An 18578-nucleotide genomic window follows, 5' to 3' on the forward strand; every position below is an offset into this window, starting at 1 on the left:
CGGACGCGGCACAGTCATGTTCTCAACCTTGCGACACCTCGACACGGCCTCCTGCGGCGCTCCAGCTCACCACGAGGGCTGGCATGCCGTGGGAGGCCAGCGGCTTGCCTCCTCTCCTCAATAGGACCGTACGTCCCGTCCGGCCGACAGGGACTTCCTGCCATGCACTCAGGCCTGGCCGGCAGTTCGATGGAGTAATACACGACCGTTGAACCGAGGTGTCAATGTGAGGGCTCAGGACATACTTGACCGTTTGTCGTCAGAAGATGCTTGACTTCGTCGCGGGGCGATCTCTCCGCTGGTGACGTTGAATCGAGTGATGGGCCCAGGGTTGCGACGGGGGCGGACTGCCAGTTCTTCCTCACCGTGCGGGATGCGGAAGTGGGTGTCCTCGATGACGACGGTGACGAGCTTGCCGACGTGCCGTTGGCCGGGGGCACCTGGGGTTGACCCGATTCGACGGACAGGGTCGATATGCGGTCAGGCTACTGCAGATCGAGGAGCGGGCGACTGCATGGCTTCGTAGGCGGCGGGGCTGAGGTAGCCCAGGCTGGAATGCCGTCTGCGGGTGTTGTACCAGCCCTCGACATATTCGAAGATTGCCTTGTGTGCCTTGGCTTTGGTGGGCCAGGGCTGCCGGTCGAGCAGCTCAGTCTTGATGGTGGCGAAGAACGACTCGGCGACCGCATTGTCCCAGCACTGCCCTTTGCGCCCGACCGACAGACGGACTCCGATCTCTCCGGCCGCCCGGGCGTACTGCCCGGAGGTGTATTGCTCAGGTTCAACCGGTCGTCGCAACACCGGCTTACTGACGCGAGAGTATCAGCTCGTTCAGTGCTTCGGCTGGTGTCTTCCAGTCGAGTGTCTTGCGTGGACGACTGTTGAGCGCGGCGGCAACGGCATCGAGCTCGTCCCGACTCCAGCGTGACAGGTCGGTTCCCTTGGGAAAGTACTGGCGCAGCAAGCCATTCGTGTTCTTGTTCGTGCCCCGCTGCCACGGACTGTGAGGATCAGCCGGGCGATGCGTTTGCGGGAGTGCCGGTGGCCCTGGGCCCGCAGTTCGGCGTGCACTCGTGGCGTGCCGTAGGTTCCCCGGGACTCGTCGTGGATCTTGACTCTTCTCGGTCAGTGCGGTGTCGTCGCGGACACGTCGGCAGGGGCCGGTGGTGTGGTGGGCGTAGTAGGCGGCGCGGGAGACCTTCAGCAGTTCGCAGGCACGCTTGACGTTGCCGCGATCGCTGGCGTTCTCCGCCTCGATGAACGGGTAGACGTTCACCGGGTCTCCCGAGCGAAGAAAGCCGTCTTAGATTCAACCGGTCAGAGCAACAGTGCTGCTTGAGGTGGGTGCGTGGCGCGACTGGGCAGGCCGGGCATGTCGGACGAGATGAAGGACGAGCTATGGCGGAGGTGGCGGGCGGGCGAGTCGATCAGCGACATCTCCCGGGGAATCGGCAAACCACCTGGTTCGGTGTTCACCGTGCTGAAGCACCATGGCGGGATAGCTCCAGCACAGCGCACGGCCCGTGCTGGGTGCTTGACCATGCGCGAGCGGGAAGAGATCTCCCGTGGCCTGCATGCTGGCCAGTCCTACCAAACAATCGCCACGCTGCTGGGCCGCGCGGTCTCCACGATCAGCAGAGAAGTGCGTAGGAACGGCGGACGCGACGGGTATCGTGCCGTCACTGCGCAGGAGCGGGCGCACGATCAGGCGCGGCGTCCGAAGAAGTGCGTGCTGAGCCGTAGCCCCGCGTTGCGCAAGGTGGTGGTGGCGCTGCTACAGGGTGAGTGGTCGCCTGAGCAGATCGTCGGGCACCTGCGTCTGCACCACGGGGACGACCCTGCGATGAGAATCAGTCACGAGACGATCTACCGGTCGATCTACACCACCCGCTGGAAGGTCGTCCCCAGAGAGTTGTGCAAACGGCTGCGGACGGGTCGGCCGATCAGGAAGAACAAGCGGCACACTGTAAAGGGGCAGTGGCGCTCGCAGATCATCGACGCCCGCTCGATCGAAGAGCGCCCCACGACCGCGGAGGACCGGAGTGCGCTCGGGCACCTCGAGGGAGATCTGGTACTCGGGTCGAACACCAGTCAGATCGCGACTCTGGTCGACCGCAAGTCACGGTTCCTCGCGATCGTGAAGTTGGCCAGCCGTCACACCACGGTGGTCGTCGATGCGTTGATCGCGGCCTACGCCGGTCTCGATCCCCGCCTACACGGGACGCTGACTTGGGACCGAGGCATGGAATTGGCTGCACATAAGAGGTTCACAGCGGCCACCGGTGTGGATGTGTTCTTCGCTGCGCCGCGGAGCCCGTGGCAGCGGGGCACGAACGAGAACACCAACAAGCTGTTGCGGCAGTACCTGCCCAAGGGTACGAACCTGGCGACACTGAGCCAGGACGAGTTGGACGCGATCGCATGGAAACTCAACACCAGGCCACGAAAGTGCTTGGGGTTCCGCACACCCGCCGAGTGTGTTGCCTTGACCGGTTGAATCTAAGCCACAGCACCTGGCCGACCACCGCAATCAGGTTTGGCCTCAACCACAGGTCCTCACGCCGCCACCGCCGCTCACCAGTGCGTATGTCGAGTGACATCAGGCCGGTGACCGGGCCGAATCCCTCGCCGACCAGTTGTTCGCCCACCACCAGGGTCGGCGACAGGGAGACAGGGCTGGTCCACGCGATTCGCCCGCTCGCCTCATCGATCAGTTCGGTCCGTGCCCACGACTCGTCGAAGCTCGACGAGAGCAGGCGACCGCCGGGCAGTCCCACCACGCCGAGCTCGTCAGGGTGGCGATTCCCGCGCCATACCGGCACGGGTGTCCGCCCAGGGGTGAGCCGGTATACCGTGCCCGACTGGTCGACCAGCATCATCTGCCCTGAAGACGCCGAACCCGCTATCCGCACCGGGATCGGCCACAGGTCCGAGCCGAAGTCGGGCGGCGCGGCACTCGGTGTCAGCACACCGTTCTCGGGGGAGATCAACACTGCCACGCCCGCCACCGACTCCAGCCGGGTCGCGCGCGCGTGGAACCCGCTCAGTGGAACCTGCCACACCACTTTCAATGGATCGCCCACCGGCTGGTCGACGACAGACTGCCCGAGATCGTAGGTGGGTACCGCGATGACACCGGTCTGCATCCAGGCACCGTATCGACAAGATGATCTCACTGCTCGCCAGTTGAACGGGAAAGGATCCTCCTGTCACAGAACGTTCATAGAGTTCGAGGAGCGTCCGCACGCGCGGCACCAGCCACCAGGGTCACTGCCCCAGTGCGTAGGTCAGCACCACCGCGCCGTTGCCGATTTCGGTCACTCGCGTCAGGTTCATAGGGGTCGCGCTGATGCCCGCCAGCAGCGACTCTCCGGAACCGGCGACGAACGGGGAAATGCTCAGATGCAGCTCGTCCAGCAGGCCTGCCTCGATGAGCGCCCGGCTGAACGGGCCGTTGCCGTACTTCACCAACGTGCCGTCGCCGGACTCCTTGAGCTGGGCGACGGCTTCGACGGCGTTGCCTGGGAGCACCTCGGCGTTCCAGGTGGTCTCGGTCAGAGTGGTGGAGGCGACGTGCTTCGGCAGGGAATTAAGCTTGTCGGCGAGGTCGCCGGTCATGGTCGGCCACGTCGCGGCGAAGCCCTGGTAGGTCGCCCGTCCGAGCACGAGACCGGTGGCGTGCTCCAACAGCCGGAGTTGGTAGGCGAAGTGGTTGTCGTTCGGGGCGACCTTCATCTGCGCGGTCCAGAAGTCGTCCCCGGTGAAGCGCCCGTCGATCGAGAGGTGGTCGTACTCGACAAGTTTTCGCATTCCAGAAGTGAACCATCCCGTCGACCGGCCGGTCTTGTATCGAACCGAACCCCGCCGGGCCGGCGGTCAGAACGCGAGGAACGGGATGCCGGACCTCAGCTCGCCCGGGGTGTGGCCGGTCGCCCAGCGCATCGCCCGCGCGAGCTGTGGCTGGTCGTAGTAGCCGCAGCCGGTGACGACGTCGGCGATCAATTCCCCCGCCGAGAGGAGCTGCGCGGCACGTTGCGCCTGCTCGATGCTGACGAGCTTGCGGCGCGATACCCCCACGGCACGGCGGAACCGGACTTGCGCCGTCCGCTCCGACAGGGCTCGCGGTCGTTCGCCTTGACGGATCTCGTCGACGAGCGGATCGAAGAACAACAGACCCGCCCGCACGAGCCTGTTGACGAAGACGTCGACGTTCTGCTCGGTCGGCATCTCCCAGTCTCGGTTGTCCAGCAGAATCCGGTTGCCCGACGGGGTCGGCAACAGAGCATCGTTGAGGTCGGCCAGACCGGAAGGCGGGAAGAGGGGGAGGTAGGCACCGAGCCGCAGCTCGACGCCGAAGAACTCCCAGTCCTCCGGACAGGTCAGCCGAGTGGCTCTGGTCTCCGGTCCGCGCAGGTGCACCGTCACCCTGCCACCGTTGCGCGCGAACGCAATCATGGAGGAGCCTTTGGCCGCCGAGGTGAAACCGGTCGCGGCGTCACAGCTCGCCGACCACACGCGCCGCACCAGCGGCAGTTCACCGGCGACGGCGCCGAAGGTCAACCCCATGGCGGGAGTCTAACCGCGGCCCTTCGTCGAGCTGGGGAACTCGACCGATTCTCCGCCGCCGCTTCGGTTGTCGAGGTGCGGACCGTTGTGGACGCGGCGCCGGCTGCGTGAACTCGCCGCGGAACCGGAAGCCGAATAAGCCATCGCACGTGCCCGCGCCGTGGGCACCGTCCTCGGTGTGGAACCGGCGGTAGGTGCCGGGGGAGACGGGCGTCCAAGCGTTGTTCGACGGCGACGAGATCGCGCGCGGCCAGTGGTGGCGCCAGCTCGAAGCGGTGCTCGCGGGCACCGAGCATCCGGTCCCTGGCTGGATGTGCCGCCAGCGCGGCGATGCGGTCGCGTGCTCCTGTCCAGCTGCCTGCCATGGCGCAAGTGTAGGAAGCCGCGACAGTGGTACCCGCAGTGCGGAAGCGGCGTCGGCGGCGCCCCGGGGCAGTCGTCCACGGCGGTGGCCGGTTCACCCGCACCGAGGTCGAGGTGACTGGTGATGGTGGCGCGCGGTGTGCCCCACGGTGTCGTGGCGAGCGTGTGCTCGAGGGTCCAGGCTGGCGCCTGCGCTACCGCGTTGTTCGGGCGCGGACCCAGTCCGCGAATGCCCTGTCCTGGTTCTGGTGGGTGGGAGCGGTGTTCTGTGTCGCGGTGGTGAGGGCCTGGTCGAGCTGGAGGCTGGGGCCGAGTTCGGCCAGCAGCAGTGCCTCAGCCCGGGCGAAGTACGCGGGGGAGTGGTCAGCCTGCAGGAAACCCAGGTCTCCGCAGCGGATCTGGTCGAGCATCGCCTCACGGTGGAGCAACTGCCTCAGGATCGGCCAGCCGTCCGTGGCGAGTTGCGTGACCATGTCGGTCGCCGCCGTCCGGGCGTCGTCGTCGCCGGTGATCTCCCACCAGCCGTCGCGGGCGGCGGGTGTGCCGGTGGGATGCAGGCGGCGACGGTAGAGGCCAAGCGACTCCGGGACCGCTTGGGGGAGGGACCCGAGGGACTGCTGTTGCCACGCCAACCACGGCGCTGGGGCGACCGCGGTGTTGAGGACGCAGTGCAGTGAACTCGCGGTGCTGTACCGGGAGGTCTGCACGGAGACGACCGCCCAATCCCCGAGCGCGTTGGTCATCCGCCAGGTAGGCGCACTTCCGCTGAAGCCCTCGCCCCGTGCCGCGGGCCCGACCACCTCGCGCAGCGCCGCCCGCAGTGCTGCCTGTGCCGTCATGCGGACACCCTGCCACGCCACCCACGACCGCCACAGCACGCGCGGTCGTCCTCACCTCGCGCCACAGTGGCCAGCCCAGAGCGCGGTGTGCGCCCGCAGTGAACTCCCCGACCTCGGCGAGGATGCTGTGCTGACATGAGATGGTGGCGTCGGAGAGCAGCGAGCACAGGGCACGGATTCACCGTCTGCTGCGCGGCGAGATCATCAACGGCGAGGTGGGTATCACGCTGCGGGGCGGCCCGTTCGACGGCAAGATCCGCATCATTCGCCTGGACCACGAGGGACGGCCACCGGCCCGCACCGGCGGGTGGCGGGGCGGCATGTGCCACCGCTACGTTCTGGTGTCCGAGGAGGGCAGTGCCCCGGCCTGGTACTACCAGTACGAGGGTTCCCATCCCGAGCAGCCACCACTATGACCACGCCGTCGACCCCGTGTGCGTTGCTGCCCGCGCAGTGCGACTCGGGCAAGGTCGGCTCTGACCAGGATGGGGCGGCGGCTCGCACAGTGCACGCACCGCCCTCCTGGCGTGACCGGTTCACGTCATCGGAGGCTGTGGCTGCCCCGGTTCGCGGTGCTGAGTCGATGTGCTCGTCCCGTGGCTGGTGTGACGGTGGGAGACGCAGCGCGCTCGGCGCTATTCGGCTTGGAGCGCCCTGAGTTCCTGTCCTGGCAGGGCAGCGCTACCTCGCTGCCCTGCCAGGCAGGCGTCGAGGTCGGGCGCGGCGAGCGTGTTGGCAGGCCTGCGGACGGGACAACGCCGACCACAGGTGAGGGGCTCACCGGCCGACCTGCGTGCGCACCCGGCCAGCCGAGACGCCCAGTCACAGCGTGGTGGGGATACCGCCGGTCGAGCGGATGCTGATTTGTCACCGTGACGATGAGTGGACGGATGGTTCCTTGGCCTTGTTTCGCCGGTTCTCGGCACTTCCGCGCGCCGGTCTCCAACAGCGGCAATCTTCGGCAGACCAACCCGACGTAGTGCACCACGGCACGGTCCTCGGTGGCCACGTGCACTGCGCGAATGACCTCGGCGGGGGCTCGGTCATCGAGCTGTGTCTGATCGGGGTGATGATCGCAGCGCGGGAGCCCATGTCGATGCCGACCGGATTATCGCGCTGTGGCTGGCCGATGTGGGGAGTGTGAGCTGTCAGCGGTCCAGCACCTGGTGGTCGGCCAGCTCTCTGGCAGTCGCCGAGCCCACTAGGAACCTCCGGCTCGGCCTTGTTATTGAGCCGAAACTGTTTGGTTGCCTACATGATCGCGTAGCGGACGTGGCGTGCCTGGAAGTAGCCACGGACGAGGTGTGGCTGGCGCTGGCGGCGGTGCAGGAAGCGGCGCGTGTCCCGGGCGAGCCGCTCCACAGTGCGAGCACGACCGGCAGGCATGTTGCGTTTGAGGTCGGCGTTGAGCAGCTCGTCGGGGTTCAACTCGGGGCTGTAGCCGGGCATCAGGTGCAACTCGATCCGGTCGGTGTTGGCTTCCAGCCAGGTACGCACCACCCTGCTGCGGTGGACCGGGTGCCGGTCGGCGATCACGTACACCTTCCGCCCGGCCTGCCGGGCCAGCCGGGCCAGGAACGCGGTGAACACCGGCGCGGTGAACCGGCCGGTGAACACGGTGAACCACAACGCACCCCGGGACGCGACTGCGGACATGACGTTGACCCGCAGCCGTTTCCCGGTCACCCGCACCACCGGCGTGTGTCCCTTGGGCGCCCACGACCGCCCCGGCGGGGCCGCATCCGAGCGCAACCCGCACTGGTCAACCCAGGCCACCACCGCGCCCTCGGCCTTGGCTCGCGACGCGATCGCCGGATACTCGGTGTCCAGCCAGGCCCGCACCGCGGCCGGTTGCTGCTCGTAGGCGCGCCGGGCCGGGCGCTGCGGGGTGAACCCGTGACGACGCAACCACAGCCCCACGCCCTGCTCGGTCATCACCACCCCGGTGACCAACCGGATCAACTCGACCACCGCCGCCCGGGTCCACAACGGGCCACCGATCAGCAACTCCTCGGGCGTGTAGTCGGCCATCGCCATGAATAGCGTGCCCCGCTCGGCGGCAGTGATCAGCTCGGCCGGTCCAGGGCGGCGCACCCGCCGCACCGCCAGCGCCTCACGGCCACCATCCCGATACGCCCGCCACCACGCGCCCACCGACCGCTCGGCCACCCTGAACACCTCGGCCGCCTGCCGATAGCCGGTGACGGTGCCGGACTCCAACGCGGCCACTACCCGCAACCGCAGCACCTCCCGCTCAGCGGGCGACAGACGACGCGCGTCCTCGACCTCGATCACAAGTGAGCAACATACAGGCAAACGATCACTTTCGACTCAATATCCAACGGTGAGGGCACGCGGACCGTGGTTAGCGGGCGCAGCGCCAGGAGTAGGCGTTGTGTGGGTCGAGCACCACCGGGAACGCGCCGCTGCCGTACTGGTTCACGCACGCGGCGTTCATGTTCACGCTGTAGTAGTTGCCCGTGTAGGGCGAGTAGCACCGCCACGAGTAGGGATTGCCGGAGTCCAGCAACCGCACCTCCAGCGGCCGCCGCTCCTGTACCTGGCACTGCCGGGCGACGTCGATGCCGCCGATGATCGTCGCGGCCGAGGCGGGTGCGGCGGTGGCGATCACCGCGGCTGTGCCCAGGCCGAGCGCCCCGATGGCCAACAGGGCCGCCTTCCTCATGCGGTGTGTCGTTGCGGTGCTAAGTGTGCGAGCAGTATGCGTTGTCCGCATCCGTGCAGAGCCAGCAGGCCGTGGGGTCCGGTCAGCTCTACCGGACCCAACAGCCGACTATCGGCCACCATCCGGCATCGCCTGCCTGCCTCGTCCTCCCCAACCGCGCCCGGCGGCAGCCAACCGATCCGGTCGCCTGCAGGACGGGGGACTGCTGGCGTGGCCAGAAGGCGACCGGGGGCGCGGAGCCGCCGGTTCTGCTCGCGCCACACGGGAAGTCAGCCAGTACCAGAGCCTGGCCAGTGGCAGCCATTCGGCAACAGCGGACGACGCGGTCTGGTAGCTCCTTACCGGGAGCTGGCGAGTTCTCCGGCTAGTTTCAGTGTCCTGGCCTTCTCGGCGTCGTCGCCGACGAGGCTGAACAGCACATCGGTCGCACCCGCCTCGGCATACGCGTGGACCGCAGCGGCGACGGTGTCCTCGTCCCCGGCGACGATCGTTTCCGCGACGTTGCGCTGTCCCTGGTGGTCGAGGAGTGTCCGGTAACTGGGGAAGTCCGACGCGAAGCCGAGCATGCCGGCGACCTCGTCGCGCACGGCGTCCGGCCTGGTGGTCACGCTCATCATCACGGCCGCCACGACGCGCGAATCCGTTGCCACGGCGTCGATCCGTGGCCGGATGTGGTCGGCGATCGTGGCCGGGGTCGCCCACACCGTGACCGTGCCGTCGGCCAGTTCGCCCGCAATGCGCAGCATCACCGGGCCGAGCGCGGAGAGCAGCACCGGCGGGGGCTGCGCGCCAGGCACGTGGACGTGGCCGGCGCCGGAGAGTTCGGTGCGCAACGCGGTTAGATACTCGCGTGTGTGCTGCGCGGGCCGGTCGTAGGACAGGCCGTACACGCCCTCGATGAACTGCTTGTGGCTCGGCCCGACGCCGAGGGTGAACCGGTTGCCGGTGGCGACCGCGACCGTGAGCGCCTGCCCGGCCAGCGAGATCGGGTGGCGCGGGTAGGTCTGCACGATGCCGGTGCCCAGCTCGATCCCCGGCACGGCCGCCCCGGCGAGCGCCGCGACGGTGACCGGGTCCCACGCCAGGACCTGGTTGAAGAACGCGCTGGCCAGGCCGTGTTCAGCCGCCGCGCGCGCCTGTCCGATCTGGGACTCGAGACCACTCTGGTCGCCGACGTACAGGCCGATCCGCATCGCCCCTCCAAAGGTGAATTCGGCATTCCGCTTCTGTGAAGGTAGCATAAGCTGAATCCAAGATTCCGCTTGATGGGAGGTGCGGGTGCGGGCGGACGCGCGGCGCAACCGGTCGGCGATCACCAGTGCCGCCCTCCTGCTGGCCCGAGAACGGGGCGAAGCGGTGTCGATGGAGGACATCGCGCGGGCGGCGGGAGTCGGCGTCGGCACGCTGTACCGGCACTTCCCGGACCGACGCGCCCTGTTGGAGGACATCGCGGTCGACACGCTGCGGGAACTGTTGGACGCCACGCGCGCGGAAGTCGGCCGGACGCCCGCGTGGGCGGCGCTGCTGCGGATCGTGGACCACTGTGTAGCCCTGCCGCTGGCGCTGACCAAGTCCCTGATCACCAGTGAACCGGAACGCCCCGAACTGCCCGAGTTGGAGGTCGAGATCAACGCGCTGATCACCAAGATCGCCGCGAAGGCTCAACGCGAGGGCGACCTACGCGCCGACGTGCCGCCGACGGAGGTGGTGCGCGTACTCAACGTGGCGGTCTGCCGCTGCGGCGCCCGCGCCGACGACCACCTGACCCGCGTCGTACTTGACGGCCTGCACACGCCGAAGAACTAGAGCGTGCCTGACAAACATCGCGGTGGTGTGCTGCGACCCTGGCGGTCAGGACACGGTTCCCACTGCTGTCCGACGAGCAGTGGGCGTTGATCGAGGACCTGTTACCAGCGCGGACGCATCGGCAGGGCAGGCCGTTCGACGATGCGCGGTCGATGGTGGAGGGCATCATCTACCGCTACCGATGCGGGATCGCCCGGCGGGACGTGCCGGCGGTGTTCGGGCCGTGGCAGACGATCCGGGGCCTGGCACTGTCGGCTGTCGGCCACCGGCACGTGGGACATGGTGCTGACCCGGCTGCTGGCGGCGGCCGGGGTGGCGGTAACCGGTGCCGCCGGCGGTGGAGCTGACCAGCACCACGCGGTCACCCACACTCACCGCCGCGACCTCGTGGTTGAGCCGCCCACGGGCCATGGGCGCCCGGTCCCGGTCGGGGCAACGCAACAGACACAGGTGACACAGGGGAGCACGGTGATCACGGCCGGTGACTGTAGGCAGTGGGTGCCACGCTGGGGCCGACTTCGCGCGGCTTCACCCCAACAGAGCAGTCCGCGCCCACGTCGGGCAACAGCCGCCACGGGTGGGTCTGGCGGTCCCCGGGTGGTGCGGCGGGTGGCGCGAGCACCTCGCGACCACCGAGGTACGCGGTCTCGCGGGGGATCGAGCACAGACGATGGCGCCGGCGACGGTGAACAACCATCTGGCCCACCTGTTGGCGCTGTTCACCTGGGTCGCCGCGCACGCCCCCCGCCGAGACCCTGTCCCAGGGCGATCCGACCAGGGGCGTCGACCTGCTGCCGCTGCCCGCGCCGGTGCCCCGGGCGTTGTCCGAGGCGAAGGTGCGCACGGTGAAGAACGTGCTCGACCGGCTGAAGGGGTTACATCGGCGCCAACCACCTCAAACCCAGCTACCTCCGCCGCCACCTCGCCACGCCTCAGGGAAGCTACGGGCCGATCCAGCCCGTCCAGCTCGCCGCCGTGACCGAACGACCTGACCGGCTTGATGCACGCCCTACCGGACCTTGCCGAGCGGCCACGCCGGCGCGGCACCCGACGCAAGATCGAGGACGGCAAGCACCGGCTGGACCGGTGGTCTCCTGGGCGTGCGTGGCCGGCACTGCGGGCTCTGCCGTTGTCCCTCGGTTCGTGGTGCCCCGGGCGGCGAGGGTGCCCGCCGTGTGCGGGATCGCGTGTGGAGGCGGCGCGCACCGGCCAGGCACGCCAGGAGCGCCAGCCCCGCGGCGGCCAGGGCTGGATACCCATGCGCGGCGGCCACGCCTGCCACCACCATCCACACCATGATCCTCATCCCGCGAGGCTAGGTCGGTACGCGGCTGGCCAACATGCCACGTGGCACACACACCTGATCACCGGCGCCGGGCGGACCGGTTCGAGCCGCGAGCGGACGTCGGCACGCGGAGCGCTCACCGCCTCGCGTCGCTGACCGACCCGCCCGCGTCCGGGGGCAGTAGTGCCGTCGCGTCACGGCGGGGGACAGGACGCGAGGAGTCCGGTGCGCGGTCATAGGGACCGAGGGCGACAACCCGCGTCATCGCCGCGTCGAACACGGCCAACGCCGTGGAATACCGTCACCCCGACGGTGCGCGCGACACACCGGTCCGCCCCCGGGTGGGTCAGGCCGTCAAGTCCAGCGGAAGCTGCTGCTGCACACACCCAGCCGCGGCGATTCTGTGCTGTGCGGCGGAACCGGACCGGGGAGCCGCTCGGTGGGCGGTGCGGGACGCGGCACGGCAGGCCGCCCGGCCGCAGGACACTGGTGTGTCGCTGGGGCGTAGCGAGTCCAACCTCCGTCCGGAGACCCCGACATGGCAGGCCGGGACCAGCACCGTCACTCCGCCCAGCCAGGCGGCCTCGGTGACCGCGTGCACCACCGACGAGCGGCCGATGACGCCGTTGAGCCGGGTGGCGGGGTCGGTGCCGAACCGCAGCAGTTGCCGCCTGCTGACCCCGAGCAGGAAGTCCCTGGCCGGGATCAACTCCAGCGGGTCCGCCGAGGTCGTCGCGTCCACGCCCTCACTGTGACACCCCCACACACGTAGCGCCGATACCTGATGACGGTGCGTTGAGCACGCCACACCCGGCAGCCACCCGCTCCGACCGGCGCACAGGCGCCGTGCTCACGAAGGCGCCACACCGGGACACGCCTGGCATCGCAGTGGGCCGCACCGAACACCGGCCCAGACGCCCCCGAGCGGGTTTGCCAGGGCCACCGCGATCCCGACCATCCATCACGGAGAACCCCATGTCAGACCAGAACATCACCCCGGTGCCACACCCGCACCAGCGTCACCACGACATCAGCGATCGAACCAGCACCAGCGCGTCAGAGCCCGATCACCGCGCACTGGACCTCACGCCCACTCCCGCACGCCAGCCGGTCGGGGTAGCCGTAGCATCCGCCGAAAATCGGGCGGATATGGCTCGCTAGGCTCCTGAGCTGGGGGTATTCACGCTCTGGCGGAAGGTGGCTGTTGGCCGCGCAGGTGTTCGCGGACCAGGAGCTGGAGGCGCTGCGGAAGTTCCCCGAGATCGGCCGCGAGGAGCTGTTCCGGTACTTCACTCTGACCCCGGCGGACATCGCGTTCATCGACCCCGGCCGAGGTCGCGGCCCAGCAGACCGTCCTGGGCTGGCGGTGGCCCTGTGCACGTTGCCCTGGCTGGGATTCGTACCAGACGAGATGGCGGCCGCGCCGCGTGCCGCCGTCGCGCGGCTGGCTGAGCAACTTCATCTCGATCCGGAGCAGGTCCGTTCCTATGGACGCCGGGCGAAGACCCGGACCGAGCATCTGCGCTTGGTGGCGCAGTATCTGGGTTGGCGTGCGCCGACGACGCTGGAGTTGAAGGAGCTGGACGAGTTCCTGCTGGCGCGGGCGCTGGAGCACGACTCACCGCTGCTGTTGTTCCGGTTGGCGTGCGAGTATCTGACCTCGGCGCGGGTGATCCGGCCCGGCCCGGTGACGGTGGTCGAGCGGGTCGCGCACGCCCGCGAGGAGGCCCGGCGGGAGACCTACGACCGGCTGGAACACGAGTTCACCAAAGCGCGCTGCGCGGGACTGGACGCGTTGCTGGTCAACGATCCCGAGGTCGGCATGACCCGGCTGCGGTGGTTGGCGACCGGCCCGGTGGAAGCGTCCCCGGCCGCGGTGAAGGCCGAGGTCGTCAAGCTGGAGTACCTGCGCGGGCTGGACGCGCACACGCTGGACCTGTCGGTGCTGCCCGCGGAGCGGCGCCGTTTCCTGGCGACCGTGGGCCGGCGATTGACGGCGCAGGCGTTGCAGCGGCGCGAGCCGCAACGCCGCTACCCGATCCTGCTCACGCTGCTGGCACAGTCCGCCACCGATGTGCTCGACGAGGTCGTGCAGCTGTTCGACCAGGCCGTCTCGGCACGGGAGAGCAAGGCCGCGCACCGGATGCGAGACTACCTGGCCGAACGGGCGAAGTCCGGCGAGGCCCGCCACGAGCTGCTGGACGCGATACTGGCCATCGTCGCAGACCCGGCGATCCCAGACGAGGACGTCGGCGCGCTACTGCGGGGCGAGAAGATCGGGTGGGAACGTTTACGCGCGGCGCGGTCGGCCGCGCTCCCACCACTGCCCCGCGACCACGGGCACCTGGCCGCGCTGGATGGTTCCTACGGGTACCTTCGCCAGTTCACCCCGCAGGTGCTCGACGCGGTCGAGTTCGCGGGCGGCACCGCCGCGACCGAACTGCTGGAGGCGATTCGCATCCTGCGGCACCTCAACGCCACCTGCGCGCGCAAGGTCCCCGACTACGCGCCGACCGGGTTCGTGCCCACGAAGTGGCGCGGCTACCTCGACACCGCGGCCAAGGCCGGCAACACCAGCGCCTACCGGCACTACTGGGCGCTGTGCGTGCTGCTCGCGTTGCGCGACGGGCTGCGCACCGGCGACGTGTTCGTGCCGGGCTCGCGCCGCTACTCCGACCCTGCCGCGTACCTGCTCACGCCGTGCAAGTGGGCAGATCACCGGGTGGAGTTCTGCCGCCTGGTTGGCAAGCCCGTCAACGCGGATGCGGCACTGAACCAGGTGGGCGAGGAGTTGCACACCGCGTTGGGTGAGTTGGAGCAGACGCTGGCCGGGGAGAACGGCCCGGTCCGGCTCGACGAGGACAGCGACTTGGTGATCTCGCCGCTGTCGGCCGAGGACGTGCCGGGCGAGGCGGTCGCGCTCAAGACCGAGCTGACGGAAATGCTGCCCTTCGCGCCGATCGTCTCGCTGCTGATCGAGCTGGACAAACGCACCGGCTACCTGGACTGCTTCACCCACGCCGGCGGCAAGCAAGCCCGCAGCAGCGAGTTGAAGCGCAACCTGATTGCGGTGCTGCTTGCGCAGTCGACCAACCTCGGGCAGACCAGGATGGCCGACGCCTGCGGGATCTCCTACGACGTGTTGTCCTGGACCGCCGAGTGGTACGTGCGCGAGGAGACGCTGCGCGCGGCGAATCTGGCGATCATCGACTACCACGGCCGGTTGCCGCTCACCCCGGTGTTCGGCACCGGCACGCTGTCCTCCTCGGATGGCCAGCGGTTCCCCACGCGCGGCAAGTCGGTCACCGCCAGGGCGTTGAGCAGGTATTTCGCGCACGAAGGGCTTTCGACGTACACGCACGTCACCGACCAGCACACCACTTACGGCACGAAGATCATCGTTGCGACCAAGCGCGAGGCTCATTACGTCCTGGACGAGATCCTGGGCAACGCCACCGACATTCCCGTCGCCGAGCACGCGACCGACACGCACGGCGTCACGCTGGTGAACTTCGGACTGTCCGACCTGCTGGGATTGCGGCTCTCGCCGCGCATTCGGGACCTGGGCAAGGTCACCCTCTACCGGGCAAGCGCGAAGACCGAGGCCGAGTCAGCCTTCCCACTCGCCGGTCCGCTGCTGACCCGCCGCGCGAACATGGGCTTGATCGCCGCGCACTACGACGATCTGCTCCGGCTGGCCGGGTCGCTGAAGTTCGGGCACGCCACCGCGTCTCTGCTGGTCGGCAAGCTCTCGGCGTCGAGCCGCCAGAACGCGCGCGCGGCCGCGCTCAGGGAGTACGGCGCGATCCGCAGAACTATCTACGCCGCCCGATATCTGGCCGATCCGGCCTATCGTCGCAAGATCTCCCGCCAGCTCAACAAGGGCGAGTCCCTGCACGCGCTCAAGCGGGACCTGCTCTATGCCCACGAGGGCGCGGTCCGCGCCCGGCACCTGGAAGCCCAGACCGAACAGGCATGGTGCCTGACCCTGGTCACCAACGCCGTCGTGGCCTGGACGACCGAGTACTACGGGCTCGCGGTGGACTCGATGCGCTCGGCCGGGCGCCGCATCGACAACGAGGTCCTGGCGCACATCTCGCCCGCGCACAGCGAGGACATCAACTTCTTCGGCGCGATCGAGGTCGACATCGAGGGCGAACTGGCTCAGCTCGGCCCGACCGGGTACCGGCCGCTGCGCGTACGCGACACCCTGTTCTGAGCCGACACCTCGATGGGGCGTTGTCAGCGGCCGGCATTCCACCTACGGCACGAAAGTCATCCCGGTCGCCGGCGCAGGCCCTGACCTCCTCGACGCGCCGGGGCAGGTGCTCCAACGCCGCCGCTAACACCACTTCGCGGGTCTGTTCGGCCAGCGGAATGCGAGGTCCGCTGTTCAGTGAATAGCTCTGACGTTCGGTGCGGAACGTTGCGTCGTAACCGGCCACTGTCTGCGACTACTGGTCGATGACTGGTCAGCGGAAGAGGCGGAAGAACCCGCGCACCTGCTCGACCAGCGACTCCGGCTGCTCCAGCGCGGCGAAGTGACCACCTCGCGGCAGTTCCTCGAACCAGCGCAGGTCGGTGAACCGCAGCTCGGCCTCCCGCCGAGAGGGGCGGGTGATGTCCCGTGGGTAGATCGACAGCCCCGACGGCGCGGTGACCTTGTCCCGGAAGTTGGTGAAGCTCTCCCAGTACAGGCGCGCCGACGACGTGGCCGACGCGGTGAACCAGTAGACCGAGATCTCGTCGAGGATCTGCTGCCGAGACACCGCGTCCTCGGCGTGGCCGTTGTTGTCGGTCCAGGCCCAGTACTTCTCGGCGATCCACGCGGCTTGACCCGCCGGGGAGTCGGTGAGGCCGTAGCCGAGCGTCTGCGGCCGCGTGGCCTGCTGCGCCGAGTATCCCCGGCCGGTGCGCTGGAACTCCTTCTGGGCCTCGAGGCTCGCCCGTTCAGCGGGCGTCGGGTCGTCGAAGTTGCCCAGCGTCACAGAGCCCAGGTTCAGGTGCACGCCGGCGACCCGCTCGGGCGCCACCTCGCCCAGCGCGCCGGACACCGCAGAACCCCAGTCCCCGCCCTGTGCGCCGTAGCGCTGGTAACCCAGCGACACCATCAGCGTGTCCCAGGCGCGTGCGATGCGCGTGACACCCCACCCAGTCGTCGTCGGCTTGTCACTCCAGCCGTACCCGGGCAACGACGGCGCGACCACGTGGAACGCGTCCGCCGGGTCCCCGCCGTGCGCGCGCGGGTCGGTCAACGGGCCGAGGACCTCCAGGAACTCGAGCACCGAACCCGGCCAGCCGTGCGTGAGCACCAGCGGGAACGCGTTCGGCTCCGGCGAGCGGACGTGCAGGAAGTGGATGCCCAGCCCGTCGACGGTGTCGCGGTACTGCGGGAAGACGTTCAACCGCTCGGCGAACCCGAAGTCGTAGTCCTCGGCCCAGCTACGGCACAGCTCCTGCGCATAAGCCAGCGGTACCCCCTGCGACCAGTCGTCCACTGTCTCGGGCTCGGGCCACCGCGTCCGTCGCAACCGGTCACGCAGATCCGCGATCTCGGCTTCGGTGATGCTGACCTCAAAGGGCTCGGGGGCCACAGCTGGCTCACTTTCTGTCAGGACTTGCCGGGCTGAAAGTCGACGGCGTCGTGGGGTTCCGCTGGATATCGGGCGCCGGGGCGTCGGGTCACGCCAAGGACGAGTCCGGCCAGGGGAAGTACCGCCAGCACGGCGAGGGCTACCGGCACCGACACGATGCCGGACAGGCCCGCGACAGCGGCCGGACCGATCCCGCCACCCAGATTGACCATGAAGGTGAGCAGGCCCTGTGCGGTGTCGCGATCGTGTGCGGTGACCAGTTCCGGTGCGAGGCCCACCAGCACGGCCTGGGCGCCGGCGAACCCGCACACGGTCAGCGCCACGCCGACGACGACCGGGATCGGCCCGTTGAACACCCCGACCACGAGCACGCCGACGGCGGTGAGTGCCGCAAGCCCGGCCGACACCTGCCACGCGGTGAACCGTGCGGTCACGGTGCCGGCCAGCCGCCCTGCCAGCACTGAGCAGGCGGCGGCCGGGACCAGCAGCGCGCCGGCTTCGAGGGCGTCACCGCCCGTGGCCTGCTCGATCAGGGACGGGGCGAGGAACAGCACCCCGTAGTAGCCGGCGAAGACCGCCCCACCGACGAGCCCGGCCGCCGGGACGCCGCGGGCCGCGATCACCCGCCGAGGCACGAACCCGTCGGGCCTGCGCCGCACGCGCCACCACAGTCCCACCGTGGCGAGCACCCCGGCGGCAGCCACGGCAAGCGTGACCGGAGCGGGCAGGCCGACCGAGTGCGCCTGCAACACCGTGATCAGCGACCCGGCGAGTACCGACAGCACGGCCGCGCCGACGACGTCGAGTCGCCCGGCCGCACCGTCGCGGTCACCGCCACCGATCCGCGTGAACGTGCGCCGGTCTGCCGACGCGGCCAGCAGGAGGGGCAGCGCGAGGACCGGGATCGCGAGCACGGCACGCCACCCCAGCCACGCGGTGACCGCCCCGCCCACCAGGGTGCCGCACGCCGACGCCGTCGCGCTGGCGGCTGCGACCGTTCCCAACGCGCGCAGCCGGTGCTGCCCGGGAAGGGCGGTGGCCGCAGCGAAGACGGCGATCACGGTCGCACCCGCCCCGGCACCACCGATCAGTCGACCGATGATCACGACCGGCAACGTCGGGCCTGCCGCCGCGAGCGCGGAGCCCGCGGTGAGTGCTACGACCCCGACGACGAGGACCCGGAAGGGGCTCCACCGCGCCAGCAGCCGACCCGCGACCGGCATCGCCAGCGCCGAGGTCAGCGACCATGCGGCGAGGATCCATGCCGTGGCCCCGAACGGCACTCCGAGCGCACGGCCGATCGCCGGCAGCGCCACCGACGGAGCCCCCAATGCGACGTACATCGGCAGCACCAGCATCCCCAGGACCAGTCCCAGCCGACGCCCGTCCGGGCCGTGGGTAGATCCCCCGCTGAGGGGCCCTCCCGACCGGATCGTCTG

The 18578-nt window shown here is 69.2% G+C and carries 16 protein-coding genes and 1 pseudogene; 5 read left to right on the forward strand and 12 right to left on the reverse strand.

Annotation, left to right across the window (positions count from 1 at the left end):
• Positions 1-480: 480 nt before the first annotated feature.
• Both KALB_RS45475 and KALB_RS45480 read right to left on the reverse strand, forming a co-directional pair.
• Complete coding sequence (locus KALB_RS45475) at positions 481-801, reverse strand: integrase core domain-containing protein (protein ID WP_081789429.1); 321 nt, start codon at positions 799-801, stop codon at positions 481-483.
• Between the two features lie 4 nt (positions 802-805).
• Positions 806-1012, reverse strand: a pseudogene (locus KALB_RS45480) (transposase); the annotation flags it as partial.
• A gap of 336 nt (positions 1013-1348) precedes the next feature.
• Between KALB_RS45480 and KALB_RS20745 the strand changes: the two are divergent.
• Complete coding sequence (locus KALB_RS20745) at positions 1349-2497, forward strand: IS30 family transposase (RefSeq protein ID WP_025357633.1); 1149 nt, start codon at positions 1349-1351, stop codon at positions 2495-2497.
• Here KALB_RS20745 and KALB_RS46635 read toward each other — a convergent pair.
• The 4 genes from KALB_RS46635 to KALB_RS20760 all read right to left on the reverse strand — a co-directional run bounded on the left by KALB_RS46635 (position 2430) and on the right by KALB_RS20760 (position 5768).
• Complete coding sequence (locus tag KALB_RS46635) at positions 2430-3146, reverse strand: hypothetical protein (protein WP_030111711.1); 717 nt, start codon at positions 3144-3146, stop codon at positions 2430-2432. The genes KALB_RS20745 and KALB_RS46635 overlap by 68 nt on opposite strands.
• Before the next feature lie 121 nt (positions 3147-3267).
• The gene (locus tag KALB_RS20750; protein WP_025357634.1) at positions 3268-3810 is read right to left on the reverse strand and encodes a dihydrofolate reductase family protein; all 543 of its coding nucleotides are present in this window, start codon (positions 3808-3810) and stop codon (positions 3268-3270) included.
• A gap of 66 nt (positions 3811-3876) precedes the next feature.
• Positions 3877-4566 carry a helix-turn-helix domain-containing protein gene (locus KALB_RS20755; protein WP_025357635.1) on the reverse strand — a complete coding sequence of 230 codons (690 nt, stop codon included), beginning with the start codon at positions 4564-4566 and terminating at the stop codon, positions 3877-3879.
• Positions 4567-5123: 557 nt separating this feature from the next.
• A complete protein-coding gene (locus tag KALB_RS20760; protein ID WP_148309550.1) occupies positions 5124-5768 on the reverse strand; it encodes a DUF4304 domain-containing protein in 645 nt (214 codons plus the stop codon).
• 140 nt (positions 5769-5908) lie between these two features.
• On the opposite strand from KALB_RS20760, the gene KALB_RS20765 reads away from it, so the two are divergent.
• Positions 5909-6184, forward strand: a complete 276-nt coding sequence (locus KALB_RS20765) for a DUF8847 domain-containing protein (RefSeq protein ID WP_025357637.1) — start codon at positions 5909-5911, stop codon at positions 6182-6184.
• An 835-nt stretch (positions 6185-7019) separates the two neighbouring features.
• Here the strand turns inward: KALB_RS20765 and KALB_RS20770 are convergent.
• The 3 genes from KALB_RS20770 to KALB_RS20780 form a co-directional block, all read right to left on the reverse strand.
• Positions 7020-8063 (reverse strand): IS630 family transposase, encoded by a 1044-nt coding sequence (locus tag KALB_RS20770; protein ID WP_025357638.1) that lies wholly within the window; start codon positions 8061-8063, stop codon positions 7020-7022.
• Between the two features lie 70 nt (positions 8064-8133).
• Positions 8134-8454 (reverse strand): hypothetical protein, encoded by a 321-nt coding sequence (locus KALB_RS20775; RefSeq protein ID WP_025357639.1) that lies wholly within the window; start codon positions 8452-8454, stop codon positions 8134-8136.
• 338 nt (positions 8455-8792) lie between these two features.
• Positions 8793-9647, reverse strand: a complete 855-nt coding sequence (locus KALB_RS20780) for a TIGR03564 family F420-dependent LLM class oxidoreductase (RefSeq protein WP_025357640.1) — start codon at positions 9645-9647, stop codon at positions 8793-8795.
• 85 nt (positions 9648-9732) lie between these two features.
• Here KALB_RS20780 and KALB_RS20785 point away from each other — a divergent pair, with 85 nt between their 5' ends.
• Together KALB_RS20785 and KALB_RS45490 are read left to right on the forward strand one after the other, a co-directional pair.
• Positions 9733-10260 carry a TetR/AcrR family transcriptional regulator gene (locus KALB_RS20785; RefSeq protein WP_025357641.1) on the forward strand — a complete coding sequence of 176 codons (528 nt, stop codon included), beginning with the start codon at positions 9733-9735 and terminating at the stop codon, positions 10258-10260.
• Positions 10261-10325: 65 nt separating this feature from the next.
• The gene (locus KALB_RS45490; protein WP_268872275.1) at positions 10326-10607 is read left to right on the forward strand and encodes a transposase; all 282 of its coding nucleotides are present in this window, start codon (positions 10326-10328) and stop codon (positions 10605-10607) included.
• A gap of 1284 nt (positions 10608-11891) precedes the next feature.
• On the opposite strand, the gene KALB_RS20790 is transcribed toward KALB_RS45490, so the two are convergent.
• A complete protein-coding gene (locus KALB_RS20790) occupies positions 11892-12287 on the reverse strand; it encodes a hypothetical protein (RefSeq protein WP_025357642.1) in 396 nt (131 codons plus the stop codon).
• Between the two features lie 474 nt (positions 12288-12761).
• Between KALB_RS20790 and KALB_RS20795 the strand changes: the two genes are divergently transcribed.
• A complete protein-coding gene (locus KALB_RS20795) occupies positions 12762-15764 on the forward strand; it encodes a Tn3 family transposase (RefSeq protein WP_201772018.1) in 3003 nt (1000 codons plus the stop codon).
• Positions 15765-16017: 253 nt separating this feature from the next.
• On the opposite strand, the gene KALB_RS20800 is transcribed toward KALB_RS20795, so the two are convergent.
• Together KALB_RS20800 and KALB_RS20805 are read right to left on the reverse strand one after the other, a co-directional pair.
• Positions 16018-17139, reverse strand: coding sequence for an epoxide hydrolase family protein (locus KALB_RS20800; RefSeq protein ID WP_025357644.1), 1122 nt, complete (start codon positions 17137-17139; stop codon positions 16018-16020).
• Between the two features lie 17 nt (positions 17140-17156).
• Complete coding sequence (locus KALB_RS20805; RefSeq protein WP_236650303.1) at positions 17157-18482, reverse strand: MFS transporter; 1326 nt, start codon at positions 18480-18482, stop codon at positions 17157-17159.
• Between the last annotated feature and the right edge of the window lie 96 nt (positions 18483-18578).

Source organism: Kutzneria viridogrisea DSM 43870 (genome assembly GCF_000525635.1).
Taxonomy (GTDB): domain Bacteria; phylum Actinomycetota; class Actinomycetes; order Mycobacteriales; family Pseudonocardiaceae; genus Kutzneria; species Kutzneria viridogrisea.